We start from the raw sequence: 20,069 nt of genomic DNA, 5'->3' as shown, positions 1-20,069 counted from the left end.
CCATCGTCGCATGATCACCACGAACACCCTGGTCACCACACTGACAGGCCGATCAGTGTCCGTGAGGTCCTGAAACATCAACTGTCCGACATGTCCTGAACTCAGACAGGTCGTTCTAACCCTCTTTGCCACTCACGACCCCACGCGAAACCGGACTTCAGGCGGCACAACACGCCACCTTTGACTTATCCCTCACCACGCGAGTGCGGTCTCCAGTCACGCGAGTCACGTCCCGGATCACGTGAGTCACGCCTTCGCTCACGCCACGCCTGGGTGCCCCGTCCGTGAAGGCATCCTTCGCGTTCCCGCCGGTTGTGGCGCGCGCACCCGTTAAGGTGAGGCGTTCACGTGGCATCAAGGGCTGGGGGGTCCGCCATGATCAACAAACGTGCCTATCACCACGGGGATCTCCGTCGTGCGCTTGTCCTCGCCGCGCGGGAGCTCCTCGTCGAACGAGGTCCGGAGGGGGTGAGTCTGCGCGCCGCGGTCGCGAAAGTGGGTGCGTCCACCGCGGCGCCGTATCGGCATTTCCGCGACAAGGACGCGCTGCTGGTGGCGGTCGCGCTGGAAGGGCATACCGAGTTGCAGGCGTGTTTGCAGGGTTGCGGCGCCGGGACGGTGACCGCGCTCGGGCACTCGTACCTCGGCTTCGCCCTGGAGAATCCCGCGTTGTACCGCTTGATGGCGGGCGCCGGGATCGGTGACCGCGCCGCGTATCCGGAACTGGCGGAGGCGCACCGGCAGACCTGTGCGCTGCTCGCCGAGCGGGTGGGGGAGCGGAACGATCCGGGCGGTTTCGCCGTCACGCTCTGGTGCCTGCTCCACGGGCTCGCCACGCTCGTGATCGACGGTCACGTCGAGCGCGATTCCGCCGTGGCGGAGGCCGAGCGCAGTCTGGGGCTCCTGGTCCATTAGCCGGGGACGTCGTGAGTGATCCGGGCCGTTCCGACGACCCGGATCACTCGCGAACCCGCACTCAGCCGATCGACGGGATGTACGTCGGCAACCGCCGGACCTTCGTGTCCTGTTCGAAGGCGTACGCGATGGCCAGCAAGGACGGTTCGCTGAACCGCCCGCCCATGATCGACAGGCCCAGTGGCAACGGCCCGGCGTACGCCATCGGAACGGTCATGTTGGCGTAGCCCGAAACGGCCGCCGGGCCGGACGAGTCGATCAGCAGCGCGCCGTCGCCGACGCCGAGTTGCGTCTTCCACGCGGCGTTGTTCGTCGGCGCGACGATCGCGTCGAGTTTCGCGCCGCGCAGTGTCTCGTCGAGGCCCCGCCGGGCGGCGCTCGTCGCGGCTTCCCGCATCGCGCGGTACGCCGGATCGTTCAGATCGCCGGTGGTCGCCTGCGAGCGGTCCCAGAGATTGTGGGTCCAGTACGGCATTTCGACCGCCGCGTGGTCCAGGTTGTACTGGATCAGCCCCGCCAGATCGGCGGGATGCTTGCCGCCGGTGGAGGCGAGGTAAGCGTTGATGTCGTGTTTGAACTCGGTCCTGATCGCGGGGAACTCGTTGGCCGCGATGACGTCCAGGTAAGGGATGGTGATCTCGACCGTGGTCGCGCCGAGCTTCCGCAGCCTGGTCAGCGCCTGCTCGAACGCCGCCTTCGTCGTGTCGTCCGGGGTGTAGACCTCGCGCCAGACGCCGATCCGCTTCCCGCGCAAAGCGTTGGGGCGCAGGAACTTCGTGTAGTCGTCGAGGGACTGCTTCGCGGCGTCGACGGTGATCGGGTCGCGGCGGTCGGCGCCGTTGAGGGCCGCGAGCAGGATCGCGGCGTCCACCACGTTGCGCGCCATCGGGCCCGCGGTGTCCTGCTGCTTCGACACCGGCACGATCCCGCTGCGGCTGACGAGCCCGAGGCTCGGCTTGACCCCCACGATGCCGTTGGCGCCGGACGGGCAGCTGATCGAACCGTCCGTTTCGGTCCCGACGGCGACGGTCGCGAGGTGTGCCGCGACGGCGACCCCCGGGCCGGACGACGAACCGCACGGGTTGCGGTCGAGGACGTAGGGGTTCGCGGTCTGGCCGGCGAGCGGGCTCCAGCCGTTCGACGAACTGGTGGAGCGGTAACTCGACCACTCCGAAAGATTGGCCTTGCCGAGGATGACCGCCCCGGCCTCGCGCAGGTTCTCGACCACGCCGGCGTCACGGTAGGGGCGCGACTCCAGCAGCGCCGTCGAGCCCGCGGTGGTCGGCTGCCGGTCCGCGGTGTCGATGTTGTCCTTGAGCAGCACCGGGATGCCGTCCATGGGGCCCTTCGACCGGTGCCGGTACCGTCGCACGTCACTCTCCGCGGCGAGCCGCAGCGCGTCCGGATTCGTGGAGAGCACCGCGTGCAGCGTCGGGTTCAGCTTGCGGATCCGCTGCAGATAGAAGGCGGTCAGCTCGACCGAGGACAGCCGTCCGGAGCGCATCGCCCGCTGCAGGTCGGGGATCGTCGCCCGCTCCAGGTCGATCCCGGCCACGACGGGACGGCCGGACCGTTCCGCGGCCCACGCCGGGACGGCCGTGGTGGCGGACGCCACGGACACCATGACGAGGAACGCCGCCACGGCCGCGCCACGTCTTTTCAAGGAATGTCTTGTCAAGGAATTCCCTCCTTGGTCGAAAGAATTCCTGAACAGTACGTGCGCCGCTCCGTTTCGGAAGTGCCCGTAAAAAGCGACGGATGGTGATTTAATCGCCGCGCGAACGCCTCGTCCGGTAGGCGCTCGGTCACGGAAACGGCTTGTGGCGGGCGGATTTCTTCGATTTCTGCACGGGGCGGCACCGGTCGCGGACACACGGTGAGGCGATTTCCGGGATTTCGTCGGAAATATTCCGCCCGTATTCAGGCCGTCGCCCGCTTGCCGCGTTGGTCGGGGATTGTTCGGGCTTCGCCGATCATCCGGCGCGGTTTCGCCCGGAGCTTTCGGCGAGCGCGGCGCCGAAGGAGCGGGCGCTGCTCGCCAGCGCGGTGACCGCGGAAACCGGGTCGCGGTGGACGGGCAGGACCGCGGCGAGTGCCGCGCCGACCCGCCCGTCCGGGGTCCGGACGGCGACGGCGGCGCAGCCGAGTCCCTCGGCGATCGTCTCGGACTCCGCCGCGAACCCGGTCGCGCGGATCTCCAGCGCGTCGGTGTCCGGTTCGGCGAGTGCCGGGTGATGGGCGGCGAGGAGCCGGCCGGCGGCGGTCCCGGGCGGCAGCGGGCTGCCCGGCCACACGGGGACGTCGTCGGCGGGGAGGACCGCCCCGGCCGCGACGAGCGCGCGTCCTTCCCTCGGCACCACGAGCACCAGGCTCGCGCGCATCCGCGCCGAAAGCACCGGCAGCCATTCCTTGGCCAGGTCCCGGAGTTCGGGCTGCCAGCGCCGCCCGAGCCGGAACACCCGCGAACCGATCCGGTAGCCGCGGCCCGCCCGTTCGACCGCGCCCAAGTCGGCCAGCTGCTCCAGGAGCCGGTGCACGGTGGTCTTCGGGAGCCCGGTGGTCCGCACGAGCTGGGTCAGCCCGGCCTGCCCGCCGTGCTCGTCGAGTGCTTCGAGCAACGTGAACGCGCCTTCGAGCACGCCGCGTCCGCCAATGGTCTCCCGCATCGCCGCCCTTTCCCGTGAACAGGCCACACCGGAGAAGTAAAGTGCGCCTCGGGCCTGCCGGGATACGAACTTCCGGGCAGCCGATGGGGCGAGGTTCCGCTGAACGGCCCATTCGCCGACGTGACCGACACCGCGCCGCGAACCACCCTGCCGGGTCCGGCGTCCCGGCGCGTTCCTGGCATGCTGGCAAGGTTCGCGCGAACACCACAGCTCCAGGGGGACGTCGATAATGGAGGAGATCCGCCGCCTCGCCGATCGGTTCGATCTCATCGAGCCCGTCGGCGGTGGCTCGATGGGCACCGTGTGGCGGGCGCGCGACGAGAACCTGGAGCGCACGGTCGCGGTCAAGGAACTCCTTCTGCCGCACGGCGCGGGGGAGCAGAAGGCCGACGAGGCCAAGAACCGCGCGCTGCGCGAGGCCAGGATCGCCGCCCGGCTGGTGCATCCGCACGCCATCACCGTCTTCGGTGTGATCGACGAGCAGGACCGGCCGTGGATCATCATGGAGTACCTGCCCTCCACCAGCCTCGCGGAGAAGCTGCGCGAGGGGCCGATGGAGGTCGACGACGTCATCCGTCTCGGCATCCAGCTCTGCTCGGCGCTGGCGGCCGCGCACCGGGCGGGCATCGTCCACCGCGACATCAAGCCCGGCAACGTCCTGCTGGGTGACGACGACACCGTCAAGATCACCGACTTCGGGATCTCGCGGGCGATGGGCGACGTCCAGCTCACCGCGACCGGCGAGATCTCCGGGACGCCGGCGTTCCTGGCGCCCGAGGTGGCGCGCGGCGAGGACGCGACGTCCGCTTCCGACGTCTTCTCGCTCGGCGCGACGCTGTACACCGCGCTCGAAGGCGGCACGCCGTACGGCACGGCCGAGAACCCGATCGCCTTGCTGTACCGCGCGTCGAGCGGTGAGATCACCCCGCCGACCAGGTCCGGGATCCTGACACCGCTGCTGAACCGGCTGCTCGACGTCCGGCCGGACAGCAGGCCGACGATGTCCGAGACCGAGCGGGAGCTGCGCGCGCTCGCGGCGGGGGAGCCGACGACGCTCGTCGCGGAGGAGCCGCCGCCGAAGGCGCGCAAGGGAATGCTGATCGGCGTGCTCGCGGTGTTCCTCGTGCTCGCGGCGGCCGCCGCGGCGGCCGTGGTCGTGGTGCTCAACCGCGACGACGACGCCTCGACGGGTCAGGCCCCGCCGCCGGCTTCCCAGTCGCAGTCCGCGGCCCCGACCACTTCGGAGCCGGTCGCGCCGCCGCCTTCGCCGTCCTCGGCGCCGCCTTCGACGCCGCCTCCGTCCTCGTCCTCCTCGGCCGCACCGCCGCCCGCGCAGACGCCGGGGCAGGCGCTCGCGGCCTACTACTCCCTCATCCCGGGGAATCTCCAGGCGGGGTTCGCGACGCTGAGCGACAACTTCAAGCAGACCAGGAACCAGAGCTTCGAGCGGTACTCCAACTACTGGCGGCAGTACAGCTCGGTGACCGTGTCGAACGTGTCCGAATCCGGCACCACGGTGACGGCGACGCTCACTTACGTGAAGGCGTCGGGCGGGACCACGACGGGGCGGGAGACCTTCACCCTGGTCCAGAAGGACGGCCGCTACCTCATCGATTCCCAGCGGGCAGGTTGAGTTTCCCGGCGAGGCGCTGAAGCCAGGCCTCGACCTCCTCGGGGGAGCGGTCCGGGAGACCGAAGATCGTCTCGGTGACCCCGGCCGCTTCCAGCGCGGCCAGTTTCTCCGGATCCGGGCGGACACCGAGCGCCGAGATCTCCGGCTCCCCGGCGCGGCCCTCTTCGCGCCAGATTTCGCGCAGCCGCCGCGCTTTGTCCTCGATGTCCGTGTCGCCGGGTGTGGTGAGCCACCCGTCGGCGGATTTCGCGATCCAGCGGAACGTCTTCTCCGTCGCGCCGGCACCGACGATCACCGGGATATGCGCTTGGGCCGGTTTCGGCCACGCCCAGCTGGCGCCGAACGAGACGAACTCGCCCGCGTACGAGGCTTCGTCCTGCGTCCAGAGCGCGCGCATCGCTTCCAGGTACTCGCGCAGGACCGTCCGCCGTTTACCGCCGGGGACGCCGTGATCGGCCAGTTCGTCGACGTTCCAGCCGAAGCCGACGCCGAGCGTGACCCGCCCGGCCGAGAGGTGATCGAGGCTGGCGATGGTCTTCGCCAGCGTGATCGGATCGCTCTCGACCGGGAGGGCCACCGCCGTCGCGAGCCGGATCCGCGTGGTCACCGAGGCCGCCGTGGCCAGGGCGACCCACGGGTCCAGCGTGCGCAGGTAGCGGTCGTCGGGGAGTGACGAGTCGCCGGTACGCGGATGCGGAGCCTCCCGTTTGACCGGGATATGCGTGTGTTCGGGCACGTGGAAGGCGTCGAAGCCGACGGCTTCGGCCGCCCGCGCGGCCGCCGCCGGACTGATGCCCCGGTCACTGGTGAACAGCACGATCCCGTGTCTCACAGGCGGTCACGTTATTAGAACGTGTTTCAGTTTGCAACCGTGGCATGCAACGTGACCGGCAGGGCGTTCAGCCGCCAGGTGCCCGGGTCCGGGATCCGCAGGAGCCCGTCGGCGAGCGCGAGATCGGGGAACCTGCGCAGCAGGGCGGTGAGTGCGACCTCGACCTGAACCCTGGCCAGTGAAGCGCCGAGGCAGAAGTGCGGCCCGTGGGCGAAGGCGAGATGCCACGCCGGTCCCGCCGCGCGCCGGATGTCGAAGACGTCCGGGTCGGGGAACGCCCTCGGGTCCCGGTTGGCCGCGGCGATCGCGACGGTAACAGGTTCTCCTTCGGGGATGAGGACGTCGCCGATCCGGACGTCCGTGGTGGCGAACCGGGGGAGGGTCAGCAACTGCGGGCTCTGCCAGCGCATCACCTCGTCGACCGCACCGGGCATGAGCGTCGGATCGTCACGGAGTTCGGCCAGCTGTTCCGGGTGGGAAAGCAGGGTTTCGACCGCGTTGGCGATGAGATTGCCGGGCACCTGACCGCCCAGCACGAGTTGCCAAACCAGCGCGACCAGCTCGGTTTCGCTCAGCCTGTCACCATCTTCGGCCTGGATCCTGAGCAGTTGCGAGAGGACGTCCTCGGCCGGTTCGAGCTTCCGCTTCGCGATGGCGGCGAGTGCGCCCTCGACGATCCCGGGGACCGCTTTCGCGAGCCCCGCCCCGTCGCCGGCCGACACCAGGGCGCCGTATTCGCGCCAACGTGGACGGTCGGCTTCGGGGATGCCGACCAGTGCGCAGATCACGTCCACCGGCAGCGGGCGCGCGAACGCGGTGACCAGGTCGATCCGGTCCTCTCCGGCGAGTTCGTCGAGGAGGGTGTCCACCAGCCGCTCGATCCCCTCGCGGAGTGCGGCGGCCTTGCGTGGGGTGAACGCGGGGGCGACCAGCCGCCGGAGCCGGAGGTGTTCCGGGCCCTCGACCTCCTGCATCGTCCGCATGTACGGGCGGCAGTGGTCGGGGATGTCCATGCGCTGATAGCTGTTCGGGCTCAGGACGAAACGCGGGTCGCTCAGCATCTTCCGCGCCTCTTCGTGGCGCAGGACCGCCCACATCGAGAACCCCGGTGCGGAGAGTTTGGCGATCGGGGAGCGCTCGCGGACGGGGGCGTAGGCGGTGAACGGGTCGCGCAGGACCTCGGGGTCGGTGAGGAGGATTTCGGGAACTTCGGACAAGACGGCTCTCCCAGTTCGGATGTTCAACTCAGATGTTCTCATCATCTGAATGGTCAAGGTATCTTGATCCGGGTCCGAGAGCAATCGTGCTGGCTGACGGGAGGCCGATGGTCCGGCTGAGCAGGGCGGAGACGCAGGAGCGCAATCGCGCGAAGGTGCTGGCCGCCGCGCGCGACGAGTTCGCGGAGCAGGGCTTCCGCGACGCCAAGATCGACGTCATCGCCGAACGGGCGGAACTCACCCGAGGGGCGGTCTACTCGAACTTCCCGGGGAAACGCGCGCTGTACTTCGCCGTCCTCGCCGAGCTGGCCGAACGATCCGCCGGAGCGCCGCACTCCGTGCCCGGCGAGACGCTCGAAGGTGCACTGGGCGCGCTGGCCAGGGCTCGGGTGGCGGTGCTTCCCCTGGACGACGATCAGGCCGGTCTCGCCCGCGACCTGATGCCCGAGGTGCTCGCGGACGAGCATGTCCGGCGCCCGTTCGCTCAGCTGGTGAAGCTCAACGGGCTGCTGCTCGGGCTCGCGCTGGAGCGGCTCGACCCGCCGGAGCGGACGGCGGCATCGCCGATCCCGCGCCGGGTCCGGCTCGCGGAGACCGTGCTGACCACGCTGCACGGCGCCGGCCAGCTGGCGGCCACCGCTCCGGGGCTCGTCGAGCCCTTCGACGTCGTGAGCGCGTGCGAACGGCTGGCGGGGCTGGCCTTCAACGACTGGTGGGCGCCGCCGGTGATCGCGCCCACGGCGCAGGCCGCCGACCGGCCGTGGTCACCGCCCGGGGCCGTCGACCTCGTCCGCGCCGAATCCTTCGTGCCCGGCGACGGCGTCGTCGTCGTGCTGGGCACTCATCGGCTGGCCGCCGCGGAAGAAGCCGTCCGCGCCTCGGGCGGCGAGGTCACGGTCGTCGCCGTGACGAGTGATCCCGACGAGCTGGTGCCGCTGACCCGGCTGATCGTCGCGGAACTGTGCGGCGGCCTGCGGCAGGCCTTCCCGGGATCGGCGTGGCCGGGCGTGCGCGTGGTGTGCGACGCGACCGGGACACTGGCGGCCGCGGCGGGGGTGCTCGCGGTCAGCGACGAGACCGAGGCCGCGATCCGGGTCGAGCGGGGCAGGATCGTCGCCATCGCGGATGGCCGCGGCGCGGGGCATGCCGTCTCGGGTGAAGTGTCCCGTGTGGACAGTTCCTAGACCGTGTCCGTGTGGCGGATCCGGTACACCTGCAGGCGAAGCCCGTAGTATTTGTCGGTTTCCCCGACCCAGACCATGCCGAGCCGTTTCGCGGTCGCGATGGCACGCGTGTTGTTCGGGCGGGCGACGGCGAAGAGTTCGTCCGTGTCCTGGGTGAACGCCCAGCCGATCAGCGCACGGGCGGCCTCGGAGGCGTAACCCTCGCCCCAGGCGTCCGGATGCAGCTGCCAGCTGATCTCCAGGTCCTCTTCGTACGGTGGCAGCAGATGAATGCCGAGCCCGCCGACGACCATGCCGTCTTCCTTGCGCTGCACCGCCCATCTTCCGCGCGGCGGCACGAGATTCGGCTGCGCCTGCTGCCAGGCCTGCAGAACCGAACGCATGGCCGCCGCGTCGGTCACCCGGTCCATCGCCGGGGTGAGCCAACGGGTCACGTCGGTGGTGCCGTAGATCGCCAGCGCGGCTTCGGCGTCGTCCTCGGACCACTCACGGACGACGAGCCTTTCGGTGGTCAAGTCCATAACAGAACGTTACGCGCACAGGTGGGGTCATGGGGTGTCCGGATCATGACAACTCGGCAACCCGCGTACCTTGACGTCATGCACGCCGACGCCTCGACCACACCCGAACAGGCCTGCCCGATCGCCCCGGTGGTCGACCTCGTCTTCAGCCGCTGGACCACGCCGATCCTGTGGGCGCTCAACGAGTTCGGCAGGCAGCGGTTCGTCGAACTCGAGCGGCGCATCGGCACGATCACGCCGAAGGTGCTGACGCAACGGCTGCGGCAACTGGAACGCGACGGTCTGATCACCCGGACCTATCACGCCGAGGTGCCGCCCCGGGTCGAGTACGAGATCAGCGACCTCGGGCGGAGCCTGGCGCCGCTGTTCGCGACCCTCGCGGACTGGTCGACGGAGAACCTGCCGAAGGTGGAAGAGGCTCGGTCGGCTTACGACGCCGGTAGTTGAGCGGCTTTCGCAACGCGTCCCGTCCAAGCGCAGACTCGCTTATTTGACCGACCGGTCCAGATGTGGTTAAGCTCCTGTCATGTCCCGGGTGAAGGAATTCGACGTCGACGCGGCCTGCGAAGCCGCACTGGAGCTGTTCTGGCGGCAAGGCTACGAAGCCACCTCCGTCAGTGACCTGGTCGCCGAGCTCGGCATCGGCAAGGCGAGCCTGTACGCGACCTTCGGCACCAAGCACGAGCTGTACCTGACGGCCTTGAATCGCTACATCGCCCGGGGCAACGAGCGGTTCGTCGAGGACTTCGCGGGGCCAGGGCCCGCGCTGGCGGGAGTGCGACGGCTCATCGACCGCTATCTCGCCGAAATCCTGGGCGAATCGGGCCGCAAAGGCTGCTTCGTGGTCAACGCCGCCATGGAGATGATGCCGAAGGATCCCGAGGTCGTGCGGGTGGTCGAGCGCAGCTGGGACGCGCTCGAACTGGCGGTGCGGATGGCGTTGAGCCGCGCGAAGGCGCAGGGCGAACTCGACGCCACCGCCGACCCGGAAGAGCTGGCCGGCTTCCTGCTCACCGTCCTGCAGGGCATGCGGGTGCTGAGCAAGGGGCCGGACCCCGCGGCGCGGGTCAAGGCGGCGGCGAGGCAGGCCATCGCGGTTCTCGAAGCCGCTCGCAAACACTGATAATGGAACGATCGGACCAGAAAGTGGTAACTACTGTGGGGAAGCGTTTCAACGGCAAGGTCGTCCTGGTCACCGGAGGAGGATCCGGCATCGGGCGCGCCACGGCGGCGGCCTTCGCGCGCGAAGGCGCTCAGGTGGTCGTTTCCGGGCGAGACGGCGAGAAGCTGCGTCAGACCGTGAAGGAGATCGAGGCGGACGGCGGAACGGCCGACGCGGTGACCGCGGACGTGAGTGTCGGCTCCGAAGTCGAGCGTCTCGTGGCCGAGACCGTGCGGAGGCACGGCAAACTCGACATCGCGTTCAACAACGCCGGTGTCCTCGGCAGCCCGGCGCCGACGGCGGATCTCGACGAGGACGGCTTCGACGCCGTCGTGCGGACGAACCTCACGGGCACCTGGCTGTCCATGAAGCACGAGATCGCCCAGATGCGGAAGGGCGGCGGGGGAGCCATCGTCAACATGTCGTCCAACGTCGGCTCGCACCACCGCCTGCCTGGAATGGCCGCGTACGCCGCGTCGAAGGCCGCCGTGGACGTGCTGACCCGGACCGCGGCCCGCGACCACATCGCCGAGGGCATCCGGATCAACGCGGTCAGTCCCGGCGCCACCGACACCGGTATGTCGTTCCGGCCCGGTGAGTCCGAGGCCGACCGCGCCGCCCGGCTCGGCGCGGTCATCCCGCTCGGCCGGATCGGCGCGGTCGAGGAGATCGCCGCGGCGGTCCTCTGGCTGGCTTCCGACGAGTCCGCGTACGTCGTGGGGCACGACATCGTCCTCGACGGCGGCGCCAGCGCGTGAACCTCAGCGGCGCGAGGGCAGCAGTTCCTGCATCTTCGTCTTGATGCCCTGAGTCAGCAGGTGCCAGGCGTCGGGTTCGCCCTTGAGGACGGCTTCGGTCATCGACTTCACCTGCTCGAAGGTCGCGTGCGGCGGAATCGGCGGCACCTCGGGGTCGCAGCGGACGTCGAGCACGGTCGGCACGTCGGTCGACAGCGCGACGTCCCACGCTTCGCCGAGCCGGGCGGGATCGTCGACGGCGATCCCGCCCAGGCCGATCTCCAGCGCGAAGTCCGAATAGGACACTTCCGGCAGGGTCTGCGAGGGCTCGAACTTCGGCGCGCCGCCCATGGCGCGCAGTTCCCAGGTGACCTGGTTCAGATCACCGTTGTGGAACACGCAGATGACGCACCGCGGATCCGTCCACAGTTCGCGGTACCGGGCGATGGTCAGCAGTTCCGCCATCCCGTTCATCTGCATCGCGCCGTCGCCGACCAGCGCGATCACCGGCCGGTCGGGATGGGCGAACTTCGCGCCGATCGCGTAGGGGACGCCGGAACCCATCGTCGCGAGGGTGCCGGAAAGCGTGCCCCGCATGCGGCCGCGCATCCGGAGGTTCCTGGCGTACCAGTTGGTGGCGGAACCGGAGTCGGCGGTGACGATGGCGTCCTCGGGGATCCGCTCGGACAGCTCGTGCACGATCCGCATCGGGTTGACCGGTTCCGCCTCCAGCATCGCCTGCCGGGTCAGCGTCTCCTGCCATTCGCCGACGTTCTTCTCGATCCGCTCGCGCCAGCCGCGCTCGGTCTTCCCTCGCAGCAACGGGATCAGCTGCTGCAAGGTCCCTTTCGCGTCACCGAGCAGGTTGACCTCGGTCGGGTAGCGCAGCCCGAGGAAGCGGGGATCGATGTCGATCTGGACCGCCCGCGCCTGGCCGAATTCCGGCAGGAACTGCGCGTACGGCATGTTCGAGCCGACGATCAGGAGCGTGTCGCAGTCCCGCATCATCTCGTACGTCGGCCGCGTGCCGAGCAGCCCGATGGAGCCGGTGACATACGGCAGGTCGTCGGGCAGGACATCCTTGCCCAGCAACGCTTTCGCCACCCCGGCACCGGTGAGCTCTGCGACCTCGCGCACTTCGGTGACGGCGTTGCGCGCACCTTGGCCGACCAGGATCGCGACCTTCTCGCCCGCGTTCAGCACCTCGGCCGCGCGGGCGACCTCGTCCGACGGCGGGATGACGCTGGCCCGCGGGTGATCGGGCGGGGAGGACGGCACGTGCTTGAACTCGTGCTGCGGCGGCTGATAGGTCTCCTCCTGCAGATCCGCCGGGATGATCAGCGCCGTGGGCGCGCGCTGGGCGATGGCCGTGCGGAGGGCGCGGTCGAGGGCGTTCGGCAGCTGTTCGGGGACGTTCACCTCAACGAGGTATTCGCTCGCGACGTCCTTGAACAGCGCCTGCAGGTCCACCTCCTGCTGATAGCTGCCGCCCATCGCGCTGCGCGCGGTCTGCCCGACGATCGCCACCACCGGCACGTGGTCGAGTTTGGCGTCGTAGAGACCGTTGAGCAGGTGGATCGCCCCCGGCCCGGACGTCGCCATGCAGACACCGGGCCGTCCGCTCAGCTTCGCGTATCCGACGGCCGCGAACGCCGCCATCTCCTCGTGGCGCGTCTGCACGAACCGGGGCTTGTTCTCCGCCGCGCCGAACGCGGTCACCAACCCGTTGATGCCGTCGCCGGGATAGGCGAAGACCTGCTCCACGTCCCATTCGCGCAGCCTGGTCAGAACATGGTCCGCAACGGTTTCGCTCATGGGCGCCGGATACCGCCCCGCCCCGGCGGCTAAACGTCCTCGAGGATCTTGGTGACCCCCGCGACGACGTCGGGATGCCCGAGCGGCAGTGGCGGCGGGATCCGGTTGTACGGCTCGCCGGTGCTGTGGGGGAGCACGTCCACCGCGGTCCCGCCGGAGCGCACCCGTTCGGCCAGTTCGGAGGACTCGTCCGGTACCGGGTCGACCAGCAGGACATGGGACGCGGCGCCGGGATGGCGTTCGGCCAGCCGCAGCGCCTCCGCGGCCGAATCGCCGGCGGCCACCACGTCGATCGGCGGGCCGCCGGGTTCCGCGTCGCCGAGGACGTCTTCGGCCTGGCTGAGCGCGCCGTCGACGGGCAGCCTGCACCAGATGACCTGACGCTGGGCCGCGAGCGGCCGCCACGTGGCCGGGAGTTCACCGTGCTTCCCCTCGCCCGCGGGGTCGAGGACCAGCAGCTTGGCCGCTTCGTTGCCGCCTTCGGTGACCACGGAGGGGCCTTCGGCGCGGACGGGATCGGATTCGGCGGTCATGGGGGCGTCTCCTCTAGCAGTTCGTGCGGGGCAGTTCGGGGGAATCCGTGTCGAGCGGCACCGAACCCGAGCGTACGAGTCCTAATTGGACTGTCTGCCGTTTCGTCACCGCGTCCAGGGCCCAGTCGGTGGCGGTCCGCAGCCGGTTGCCCGGCATGGCCAGCAGGTGGTAGCCACGGGTGACCGCCTTCGCGGCGAGCCCGGAAAGCGGGATGTGCAAGGGGTTCGCGGCCGCCTGGTGGGCGCCTAGGTCGACGACGAAGCCGAGGTCGTGGTGCCGGTACGTGCCGTGCGACCCGTACCCGAGTGACGCCGCCACGTTCTTGCCCGCGAGCTTGCCCTGCCGTTCGGCGTGCTGGGCCGTCATCGGCGTGTACTCGCCGGGCCTGGTCAGGTCGGGTACGGCCGCCGCGTCCCCGCACGCGTAGACGTCGCGCCGCCCGGGAACGTTCAGCTGCGCCGTCACCACCAGCCTGCCCTTGGCGGTCTTCAGCCCCAGATCCTCGATGAGCGGATCCGGCCGGACACCGACGCACCACACCAGGGTGTGGGTCGGCACGGATTCCCCGGAGGTCAGGGTGACCCCGTTCTGCCCGGCGTCCTCGATCGACGTCTTCATCAGCACCTCGACGCCGCGTGCGCGCAACACCTCGTCCGCGGTGGTGCCGAGCCGCCGGTCGAGTTCCGGCAGGACCCGGTCGGCCAGATCCAGCAGCAGCCACCGGATCTTCTGATCCTTCAGCTCGGGGTGACGCGCGGCGAGCGCGGCGGTGAACGCCGGCCCCTGCGCGGCGACCTCGGTCCCGGTGTACCCAGCGCCGACCACGACGAACGTACAGCGCGCGTCGCGTTCGGCCGGATCCTTCGCGGAGGCGGCGAGCTCTATCTGCCGGGTGACGTGGTCCCGCAGGTACAAAGCTTCGGGCAGGCCACGGAAACCGTGGGCGTATTCCGGCACGCCGGGGATCGGCAGCAGTTTGTTGACACTGCCCGCGGCGAGCACCAGGCGGTCGTAGCCGAGGTGGTGTTCGCGGTCTTCGGGGTCGGTGTAGGCCACGGTGCGGCCGTCGAAGTCGACGGAGGTCGCCGTGCCGAGCACGAGGCGCACCCCGCGCAGCGTGCCCGGAATGGACACCGAGATCCGCCGCGGTTCCAGGATCCCGGCGGCGACTTCGGGGAGCAAGGGGAGATAGAGGAAGTAGTCGGTCGGGTTCAGCACCACGATCTCGGTGTCGTCGCCGACCGATTTGAGCAGGGTCTTCGCCGCGTTGTACCCGGCGAAGCCGCCTCCGATGATCACGACGCGCATCGTCAGTCCTCCGTGGGCCAGTCGCCGGTCGCCTTGCGGTAGCCGACCGCGCCCGCCCGCTCCGTGGCGGCCTTCACCGCACCGAAGATCGCGCCCTGCGCGGCGGCCGCGACGATCACCTGGGTCCAGGTGAAGTCCCGGTCGGTGGCGTTCGGCGCGTCTTCCTCACCGCTCACGCGTTTCCAGATCTGTTTGAACGCGATCCCGGCGAGGACACCACCCGCGGCGCTCACGACCATGTTCAGCGGTTTGTAGAGAACCTTGTTCACGACGAAGACCTCTTTCGCAGGATCAGCCGGATCGTGACGAGCAACGCGAGCACACCGGCGAAGATCGGCAGGGGATTGGCACGGACGATTTCGGTGCCCTGGCGGAACTTGTCGGCCGCGGGCTCGGAAACCTTGTCGGAGATCTTCGCGCTGGCTTGATCGACCTTCGCGTCGAGGTTGTCGTTCACCCTCGCCTTGACGTCCATCTTCTTGCCCAGCGCGTCGAGGGTCTCGGTGAGTTCTTCGCGCGTCACGTCACGATCGGCGCGGGCTTCTTCGGCGTTCTTGGGGAAATCGCTCATGAGCGGACTCCTTGCTTGACGGTGTCGACATCGTCGCGGACACCCTCGATGGCTTCCTCCGGCACCGGCGGGGTCGCGCTCGTGACCTCCTTCTTGCCGACGAGCGCGGAAAGACCGCCGATCAGCAGGAGCGCCGCGCCCGTCACCACGGCCGCCAGCCACGCGGGCATGACCAGGGCGAGGGCCAGCACCACGGCGGTGATCAGCGTCGCCAGGCCGAAAAGCGCGAAAATGCCCGCCGCGCCGAACAATCCGGCGCCAACGCCCATCTTCTTGCCCTTGCCCCGCAACTCGAACACGGCGAGCCGCATCTCGTCGCGGACCAGGTGTTTGACCTCGTCACCGAGATCGGAAACCAGTTCGCCGACCGACCTTTCCTCGGGCGGCTTCCGGTGGGTCTCTTCGATCATGGGGCACCTCCTCGGAGCGTTCTGCCCGCCGGGTACCCGGCCGCCCGGAGGGTCAATCACAGCGTGTTTCGCTCCACTGAGCGCCGGGTAGCCGGGGAGTGCCGGCTCGAAAAGCACCCAACCGACAGGAGGATGCATGAGCACGATCACCGAAATGGTGGACGTCGAAGTCCCGGTGAAGACCGCGTACAACCAGTGGACTCAGTTCGAGAGCTTCCCGCAGTTCATGGAAGGTGTCGAAGAGATCCGCCAGATCGACGCGACCCACACCCACTGGGTGACCAAATTCGGTGGGGTGAGCCGGGAATTCGACGCGACGATCACCGAGCAACATCCCGACGAACGTGTCGCGTGGACCTCGGACTCCGGTCCCGACCACGCGGGCGTCATCACCTTCCATCGCCTCGACGACAACAAGACCCGTGTCACGGCGCAGATGGAGATCGACCCGGAAGGCTTCGCCGAGAACGTCGCCGACAAACTCGGCGTACTCGACCGCCGGATCAAGGGCGACATGAAGCGGTTCAAGGAATTCATCGAGAGCCGCGGCCGCGAATCCGGCGCGTGGCGCGGTGACGTGGACCGCCCCGGCAGCTGACCATCACCCGGGACCTCCCCCTGGAAGACGGCGTTTTCCAGGGGGAGGTCCCGGGTATCTCAGGGGGTGAGGTCCATTACGAAGGGAGCGTTCCGGCATGACTACCAACGCATACGTGGCCTTCCTCGTCATCGGGGTGGCGCTGGTCATGCTCGACGGTCTGATCATCTACCAGAGCGGTAAGCGCTACCTGCGGGGTTCCCACGGGGATCCCGCCGCGGGCGCGTCGATGACCTGGCTCGTGACGGTGTTGTTCCACCTCGCGACGTTGGGCGTCTTGGCGCTGCTGTCGACCATCGACATCGGGGGCAGCGACCTGCCCGGTGTGGTGGGCAGGCTCGGTGTCCTGCTGCTGGTACTGGCCATCGCCCACGCGATCACGCTCAGCGTGCTCTCGCGGATCCGTGGTGAGCAGGAGGCCGAAGCGGTCATCAACCGTCCCCGGCAGCGCGTCGAGCCCGAACAGCAGGGCACGACCGTGACGCCGGTGCCAGGGCAGGACGGCCGTTACCCGGCGGCGAGCCCGTCGATCGAACACCAGGCGCCGTACACGACGCCGTAGAAGTCCAGTGCTGGCAGGAGGTTTCGCCGTGCACGAGATCGATGACGAACTGTGGGAAGAATTCCATCGTGTGGTCAACATGACCTCGCGGGAACTGGCCGACTGGCTGCGCACGCGGTCGGCCGACGACGAGGACGAAGCACTGCCCGACCAGGCGGGGACGCCGACCGGTCGGCATGTGCTGGGCATCCTCGGCAAGCGCCGGACCGACCTCACCGCCGAGGACGAGCGGGTGATGCGCTCGGTCGTCCGGCGGGTGGCGGACGAGCGGCGCGACGACCTGGAACCGGTCGCGGGCCAGGCGCACTGGCGGCACAAGCTGATGTCGGTGGGGCATGATCCGCTGAAACCCGCGTAGGTCCTTCACCGTGAAGGGTCGTGAGTGTTTTGTGTCGTTCTAACGACCAAAAACACTCACGACCCCGATCATAACCGGGCAGATATACACCAAACGGACATTAATTCGCCAATTGGTGTCCTTTGTGGACAATAGTCGGTCAAGTCTTCTGACATCTGCCCCGTTCGGAGAGCCAGTCCGAATCGTCAGGAGCGGAACACGCGTGATCAGAGCCGGAACACACGTGATTAGGGGCGGAACAGAGAGTTCCGCCCCCAATCACGCGTGTTCGGTCTCCAATCACGCGTGATCGCCGTTCGGTGCTACTCCGAGAGCTTCCCGCGCAGCTGTTCCAGCGTCTGCGACAGGAGCCGGGAAACGTGCATCTGCGAGATGCCGATGCGTTCGGCGATCTGCGTCTGGGTGTAGCCACCGAAGAACCGCATGACGAGGATCGCGCGTTCGCGCTTCGGGAGTTCCCGCAGCATCGGTTGCAGCGCCTCGTGGGTCTCCACCAACGCCATCTCGTGGTCCTCCTCGCCGATCGTGTCGGCGAGCGAGAGGGCCTCGGTCGCGTTGTCGTGGACCGGTTTGTCGACCGACAACGTCTGGTACGCCTGGCCGGCCAGCAGCCCTTCGCGGACGTCGTTGACTTCGAGCCCCAGGTATTCGGCGAGTTCCGTCGGCGTCGGCGCGCGGCCGAGCCGCTGCGACAGCGCCGCCGTGCCCTGGCTGAGCGAGACGTGGAGTTCCTTGAGCCGCCGCGGTACCCGGACCGACCAGCCGGTGTCCCGGAAGTGACGCCGGACCTCGCCCATCACCGTGGGCACGGCGAACGAGAGGAAGTCGTGCCCACGGCCGGGGTCGAACCGGTCGACCGCGTTGATCAGGCCGATCCGCGCCACCTGCACCAGGTCCTCGCGGGGTTCGCCCCGGCCGGAGAACCTGGTGGCGATGTGCTCGGCGAGCGGCAGGAGCTCGGTGACGAGGCGGGCACGCAGCTCTTGGCGGCGCGGAGAGTCCTCCGGCAGCGACGACAACTCCTCGAAGAGGGGCTCGCAGTGGGCGTAGTCGTCCGCCTGCCGGGTGAGTGTCTTGCGCTCCCCACTCACCCGTCGCTCGTTCCCGGGGTCAGGACGAGCTCGATCGTCGTCGTGCCCCCCAGTTCGCCGGGGATCGGTTCGCATCGGGCGGTCACCGACCCGGTCAAGGTCGTCAAGACGTGCCAGCCGAAGGTCGTCTCGCTCGGCAGATAGGGCTTGCTCGTCCGCGTCGAGATGGAGACGGCGATTCCTTCCGGTATCTCGTGGAAGACACAACAAAGAACGGCTCCCAGTTCCGCGGGCTGGACAAGCTGGGAACAGGCTTCGTCGACGGCCATCTTCGCGTCTGAAATGGCGTCCAAGCCGAAGTCCGCGCGCGCCACCACACCGTGGGTGAGCGTGCGGACGAGAGGGATCTGCTCCGCCTCGGCGGGCAGGCGGAGTTCGACCCGGTCGGACAGACCGTCCGACTGGGCCCTGGTCTGCGGGGTCAGGCCGCCCCGCCCGTATGCGTCCATTACTGAATCCATCCGTCCATGGCCGTGGGATGACCGCGACGGGGATCCGCCGCGTGACGCGTGCTCAACGGCCCAGAGCTCGTTGAAGCTCCTTTTTGGACATCTTCGACCTGCCCTCGACGTTGCGCTGCTTCGCCTCGTTGTAGAGCTGGTCCTTCGTCGGTCCGTTCGGGCCCAGCCGGTTGCCGGACCGCTTGCCACCACGCCGCTGCGGTGACATGTCCTCCAGGGACGTCCGGCTGGCCTCGCGTGCCTCGCCCGCCTGCGCGCGGTTCTTGTTGACCGTCCGCGCGGCGATCTCCTCGGCCCGGTCGGTGCTCGCGCCCCGGTCCTTCGCCGATTCCTTGATGTGCTCGTACTGACGTTCTCGTTTGTCGCTCCAAGCCTGCTGCGGCATCGCGGCTCCTCTCCTTCTGCGGATCAGGTACCCCGATCGATTCGCCGGATAAACGTCCGGTTGATCCCGGGAACGGGCGGGTACGCGGAGGTCGACGCGAAGGAGGCTTCGATGCGCATCGGCTACACACTCATGACCGAACAGGCCGGCCCGAAGGACCTGGTGGGATACGCCGCCGGAGGTGAGAAGGCGGGGTTCGACTTCGAGGTGATGAGCGACCACTATTCGCCGTGGCTCGACGAGCAGGGGCATTCGCCGTACGCGTGGAGCGTGCTGGGAGCGGTCACCCAGAGCACCGAACGGGTCGAACTGATGACCTTCGTGACGTGCCCGACCATGCGCTATCACCCGGCGGTGGTGGCGCAGAAGGCGGCGACCGTCCAGGCGTTGTCGGACGGCCGGTTCACCCTCGGGCTCGGCGCGGGGGAGAACCTCAACGAGCACGTCGTCGGCCGCGGCTGGCCGCCGGCGAACGTCCGTCACGAGATGCTGGCCGAAGCGGTCCAGATCATCGGCGGGCTCTTCGACGGCGGCTACTTCAACTACAAGGGTGACCACTTCCGGGTGGACTCGGCGAAACTCTGGGACCTGCCGGAGCAGCGCGTGCCGATCGCGGTCGCGGTGTCCGGGTCGCAGTCGGCGACCCGGTTCGCGCCGATCGCCGACGCGATGATCGCGGTGGAGCCGGACGAATCCCTGAGCCGCGAGTGGGACGCCACCAAACTCGGCCCGCCCACCAGGAAGATCGCGCAGCTGCCGGTGTCCTGGGGCGAGGATCGCGACGCCGCGATCCAGCGGGCGCACGAGCAGTTCCGCTGGTTCGGCGGTGGGTGGAAGGTCAACGCCGAACTGCCGGGGCCCGCGGGATTCGCCGGTGCCACGCAATTCGTCACGCCGGACGACGTCGCCGCGGCGATCCCGTGCGGTCCCGACGTGGACGCGATCGTGAAGCGGGTGGGCGAATTCGAGGCCGCCGGCTTCACCGATGTGGCGTTGATCCAGATCGGCGGCGACCAGCAGGAAGGCTTCCTGCGGTTCGCCGAAGAGACGCTGCTCCCGGCGCTGCGGCGCTGATTCACACGGACGGAGCAGTCTCTCTGTGTCTCTGC

24 protein-coding genes are annotated in these 20,069 nt (G+C 68.9%); 10 read left to right on the top strand and 14 right to left on the bottom strand.

Annotated features, from left to right (window positions below; all coding sequences use genetic code 11):
- Positions 1–375 precede the first annotated feature (375 nt).
- Positions 376–915, top strand: coding sequence for a TetR/AcrR family transcriptional regulator (locus tag DMC64_RS40030; protein ID WP_125737751.1), 540 nt, complete (start codon positions 376–378; stop codon positions 913–915).
- A gap of 61 nt (positions 916–976) precedes the next feature.
- Here DMC64_RS40030 and DMC64_RS40025 read toward each other — a convergent pair whose 3' ends face one another.
- On the bottom strand, positions 977–2,539 hold the full coding sequence (locus DMC64_RS40025; RefSeq protein WP_125737772.1) for an amidase: 1,563 nt from the start codon (positions 2,537–2,539) through the stop codon (positions 977–979).
- A gap of 349 nt (positions 2,540–2,888) precedes the next feature.
- Positions 2,889–3,581 carry an IclR family transcriptional regulator gene (locus DMC64_RS40020; RefSeq protein ID WP_125737750.1) on the bottom strand — a complete coding sequence of 231 codons (693 nt, stop codon included), beginning with the start codon at positions 3,579–3,581 and terminating at the stop codon, positions 2,889–2,891.
- Positions 3,582–3,810: 229 nt separating this feature from the next.
- Between DMC64_RS40020 and DMC64_RS40015 the strand changes: the two genes are divergently transcribed.
- Entirely contained in the window at positions 3,811–5,214 is a 1,404-nt protein-coding gene (locus tag DMC64_RS40015) for a serine/threonine-protein kinase (protein WP_125737749.1), read from the top strand.
- On the opposite strand, the gene DMC64_RS40010 is transcribed toward DMC64_RS40015, so the two are convergent.
- On the bottom strand, positions 5,189–6,046 hold the full coding sequence (locus DMC64_RS40010; protein WP_125737748.1) for an LLM class F420-dependent oxidoreductase: 858 nt from the start codon (positions 6,044–6,046) through the stop codon (positions 5,189–5,191). The two genes, DMC64_RS40015 and DMC64_RS40010, sit on opposite strands and share 26 nt — an antisense overlap.
- A gap of 26 nt (positions 6,047–6,072) precedes the next feature.
- Positions 6,073–7,263 (bottom strand): cytochrome P450, encoded by a 1,191-nt coding sequence (locus DMC64_RS40005; RefSeq protein WP_125737747.1) that lies wholly within the window; start codon positions 7,261–7,263, stop codon positions 6,073–6,075.
- A gap of 107 nt (positions 7,264–7,370) precedes the next feature.
- Here DMC64_RS40005 and DMC64_RS40000 point away from each other — a divergent pair, with 107 nt between their 5' ends.
- Positions 7,371–8,447, top strand: coding sequence for a TetR/AcrR family transcriptional regulator (locus DMC64_RS40000; RefSeq protein ID WP_125737771.1), 1,077 nt, complete (start codon positions 7,371–7,373; stop codon positions 8,445–8,447).
- Here the strand turns inward: DMC64_RS40000 and DMC64_RS39995 are convergent.
- A complete protein-coding gene (locus DMC64_RS39995) occupies positions 8,444–8,968 on the bottom strand; it encodes a GNAT family N-acetyltransferase (protein WP_037344270.1) in 525 nt (174 codons plus the stop codon). The two genes, DMC64_RS40000 and DMC64_RS39995, sit on opposite strands and share 4 nt — an antisense overlap.
- 78 nt (positions 8,969–9,046) lie before the next feature.
- Here DMC64_RS39995 and DMC64_RS39990 point away from each other — a divergent pair, with 78 nt between their 5' ends.
- The 3 genes from DMC64_RS39990 (at position 9,047) to DMC64_RS39980 (ending at position 10,888) form a co-directional block, all read left to right on the top strand.
- Positions 9,047–9,415 carry a helix-turn-helix domain-containing protein gene (locus DMC64_RS39990; protein WP_125737746.1) on the top strand — a complete coding sequence of 123 codons (369 nt, stop codon included), beginning with the start codon at positions 9,047–9,049 and terminating at the stop codon, positions 9,413–9,415.
- 79 nt (positions 9,416–9,494) lie between these two features.
- Complete coding sequence (locus tag DMC64_RS39985; RefSeq protein ID WP_125737745.1) at positions 9,495–10,091, top strand: TetR/AcrR family transcriptional regulator; 597 nt, start codon at positions 9,495–9,497, stop codon at positions 10,089–10,091.
- Between the two features lie 35 nt (positions 10,092–10,126).
- The gene (locus DMC64_RS39980) at positions 10,127–10,888 is read left to right on the top strand and encodes a glucose 1-dehydrogenase (RefSeq protein WP_073847113.1); all 762 of its coding nucleotides are present in this window, start codon (positions 10,127–10,129) and stop codon (positions 10,886–10,888) included.
- Positions 10,889–10,891: 3 nt separating this feature from the next.
- Here DMC64_RS39980 and DMC64_RS39975 read toward each other — a convergent pair whose 3' ends face one another.
- The 6 genes from DMC64_RS39975 to DMC64_RS39950 are packed head-to-tail and all read right to left on the bottom strand — an operon-like array spanning position 10,892 to position 15,505.
- Complete coding sequence (locus DMC64_RS39975; protein ID WP_125737744.1) at positions 10,892–12,682, bottom strand: thiamine pyrophosphate-requiring protein; 1,791 nt, start codon at positions 12,680–12,682, stop codon at positions 10,892–10,894.
- 29 nt (positions 12,683–12,711) lie between these two features.
- Positions 12,712–13,215 (bottom strand): hypothetical protein, encoded by a 504-nt coding sequence (locus DMC64_RS39970; protein ID WP_037344279.1) that lies wholly within the window; start codon positions 13,213–13,215, stop codon positions 12,712–12,714.
- A gap of 13 nt (positions 13,216–13,228) precedes the next feature.
- The gene (locus DMC64_RS39965; protein WP_125737743.1) at positions 13,229–14,524 is read right to left on the bottom strand and encodes an NAD(P)/FAD-dependent oxidoreductase; all 1,296 of its coding nucleotides are present in this window, start codon (positions 14,522–14,524) and stop codon (positions 13,229–13,231) included.
- Between the two features lie 2 nt (positions 14,525–14,526).
- Entirely contained in the window at positions 14,527–14,793 is a 267-nt protein-coding gene (locus tag DMC64_RS39960; RefSeq protein WP_007030245.1) for a DUF4235 domain-containing protein, read from the bottom strand.
- The gene (locus DMC64_RS39955; protein WP_038515260.1) at positions 14,790–15,095 is read right to left on the bottom strand and encodes a DUF3618 domain-containing protein; all 306 of its coding nucleotides are present in this window, start codon (positions 15,093–15,095) and stop codon (positions 14,790–14,792) included. Before DMC64_RS39955 ends, DMC64_RS39960 begins: the two co-directional genes overlap by 4 nt.
- Positions 15,092–15,505, bottom strand: coding sequence for a phage holin family protein (locus DMC64_RS39950; protein WP_125737742.1), 414 nt, complete (start codon positions 15,503–15,505; stop codon positions 15,092–15,094). The genes DMC64_RS39955 and DMC64_RS39950 overlap by 4 nt, the downstream gene beginning before the upstream one ends.
- 136 nt (positions 15,506–15,641) lie before the next feature.
- On the opposite strand from DMC64_RS39950, the gene DMC64_RS39945 reads away from it, so the two are divergent.
- From DMC64_RS39945 to DMC64_RS39935, 3 genes are all read left to right on the top strand, one after another.
- Positions 15,642–16,103: an SRPBCC family protein gene (locus DMC64_RS39945; RefSeq protein WP_037344283.1), complete on the top strand. Its 462-nt coding sequence runs from the start codon at positions 15,642–15,644 to the stop codon at positions 16,101–16,103.
- A 97-nt stretch (positions 16,104–16,200) separates the two neighbouring features.
- On the top strand, positions 16,201–16,665 hold the full coding sequence (locus DMC64_RS39940; protein WP_037344284.1) for a hypothetical protein: 465 nt from the start codon (positions 16,201–16,203) through the stop codon (positions 16,663–16,665).
- A gap of 28 nt (positions 16,666–16,693) precedes the next feature.
- Positions 16,694–17,023 (top strand): DUF3140 domain-containing protein, encoded by a 330-nt coding sequence (locus tag DMC64_RS39935; RefSeq protein ID WP_037344285.1) that lies wholly within the window; start codon positions 16,694–16,696, stop codon positions 17,021–17,023.
- A gap of 302 nt (positions 17,024–17,325) precedes the next feature.
- On the opposite strand, the gene DMC64_RS39930 is transcribed toward DMC64_RS39935, so the two are convergent.
- The 3 genes from DMC64_RS39930 to DMC64_RS39920 form a co-directional block, all read right to left on the bottom strand.
- Positions 17,326–18,114: a SigB/SigF/SigG family RNA polymerase sigma factor gene (locus tag DMC64_RS39930; RefSeq protein ID WP_125737741.1), complete on the bottom strand. Its 789-nt coding sequence runs from the start codon at positions 18,112–18,114 to the stop codon at positions 17,326–17,328.
- Positions 18,111–18,563, bottom strand: coding sequence for an anti-sigma factor (locus DMC64_RS39925; RefSeq protein WP_125737740.1), 453 nt, complete (start codon positions 18,561–18,563; stop codon positions 18,111–18,113). The genes DMC64_RS39930 and DMC64_RS39925 overlap by 4 nt, the downstream gene beginning before the upstream one ends.
- Positions 18,564–18,627: 64 nt before the next feature.
- A complete protein-coding gene (locus tag DMC64_RS39920) occupies positions 18,628–18,960 on the bottom strand; it encodes a hypothetical protein (protein WP_037344287.1) in 333 nt (110 codons plus the stop codon).
- A gap of 111 nt (positions 18,961–19,071) precedes the next feature.
- Between DMC64_RS39920 and DMC64_RS39915 the strand changes: the two genes are divergently transcribed.
- Positions 19,072–20,034 (top strand): TIGR03557 family F420-dependent LLM class oxidoreductase, encoded by a 963-nt coding sequence (locus DMC64_RS39915; protein ID WP_125737739.1) that lies wholly within the window; start codon positions 19,072–19,074, stop codon positions 20,032–20,034.
- Positions 20,035–20,069 lie beyond the last annotated feature (35 nt).

It is taken from the genome of Amycolatopsis sp. WAC 04197, from assembly GCF_003947475.1.
GTDB classification, from domain to species: Bacteria; Actinomycetota; Actinomycetes; order Mycobacteriales; family Pseudonocardiaceae; genus Amycolatopsis; species Amycolatopsis japonica.
Note: the sequence above shows the minus strand (reverse complement) of the source record. Positions and strands in the feature narration are given on the sequence as shown.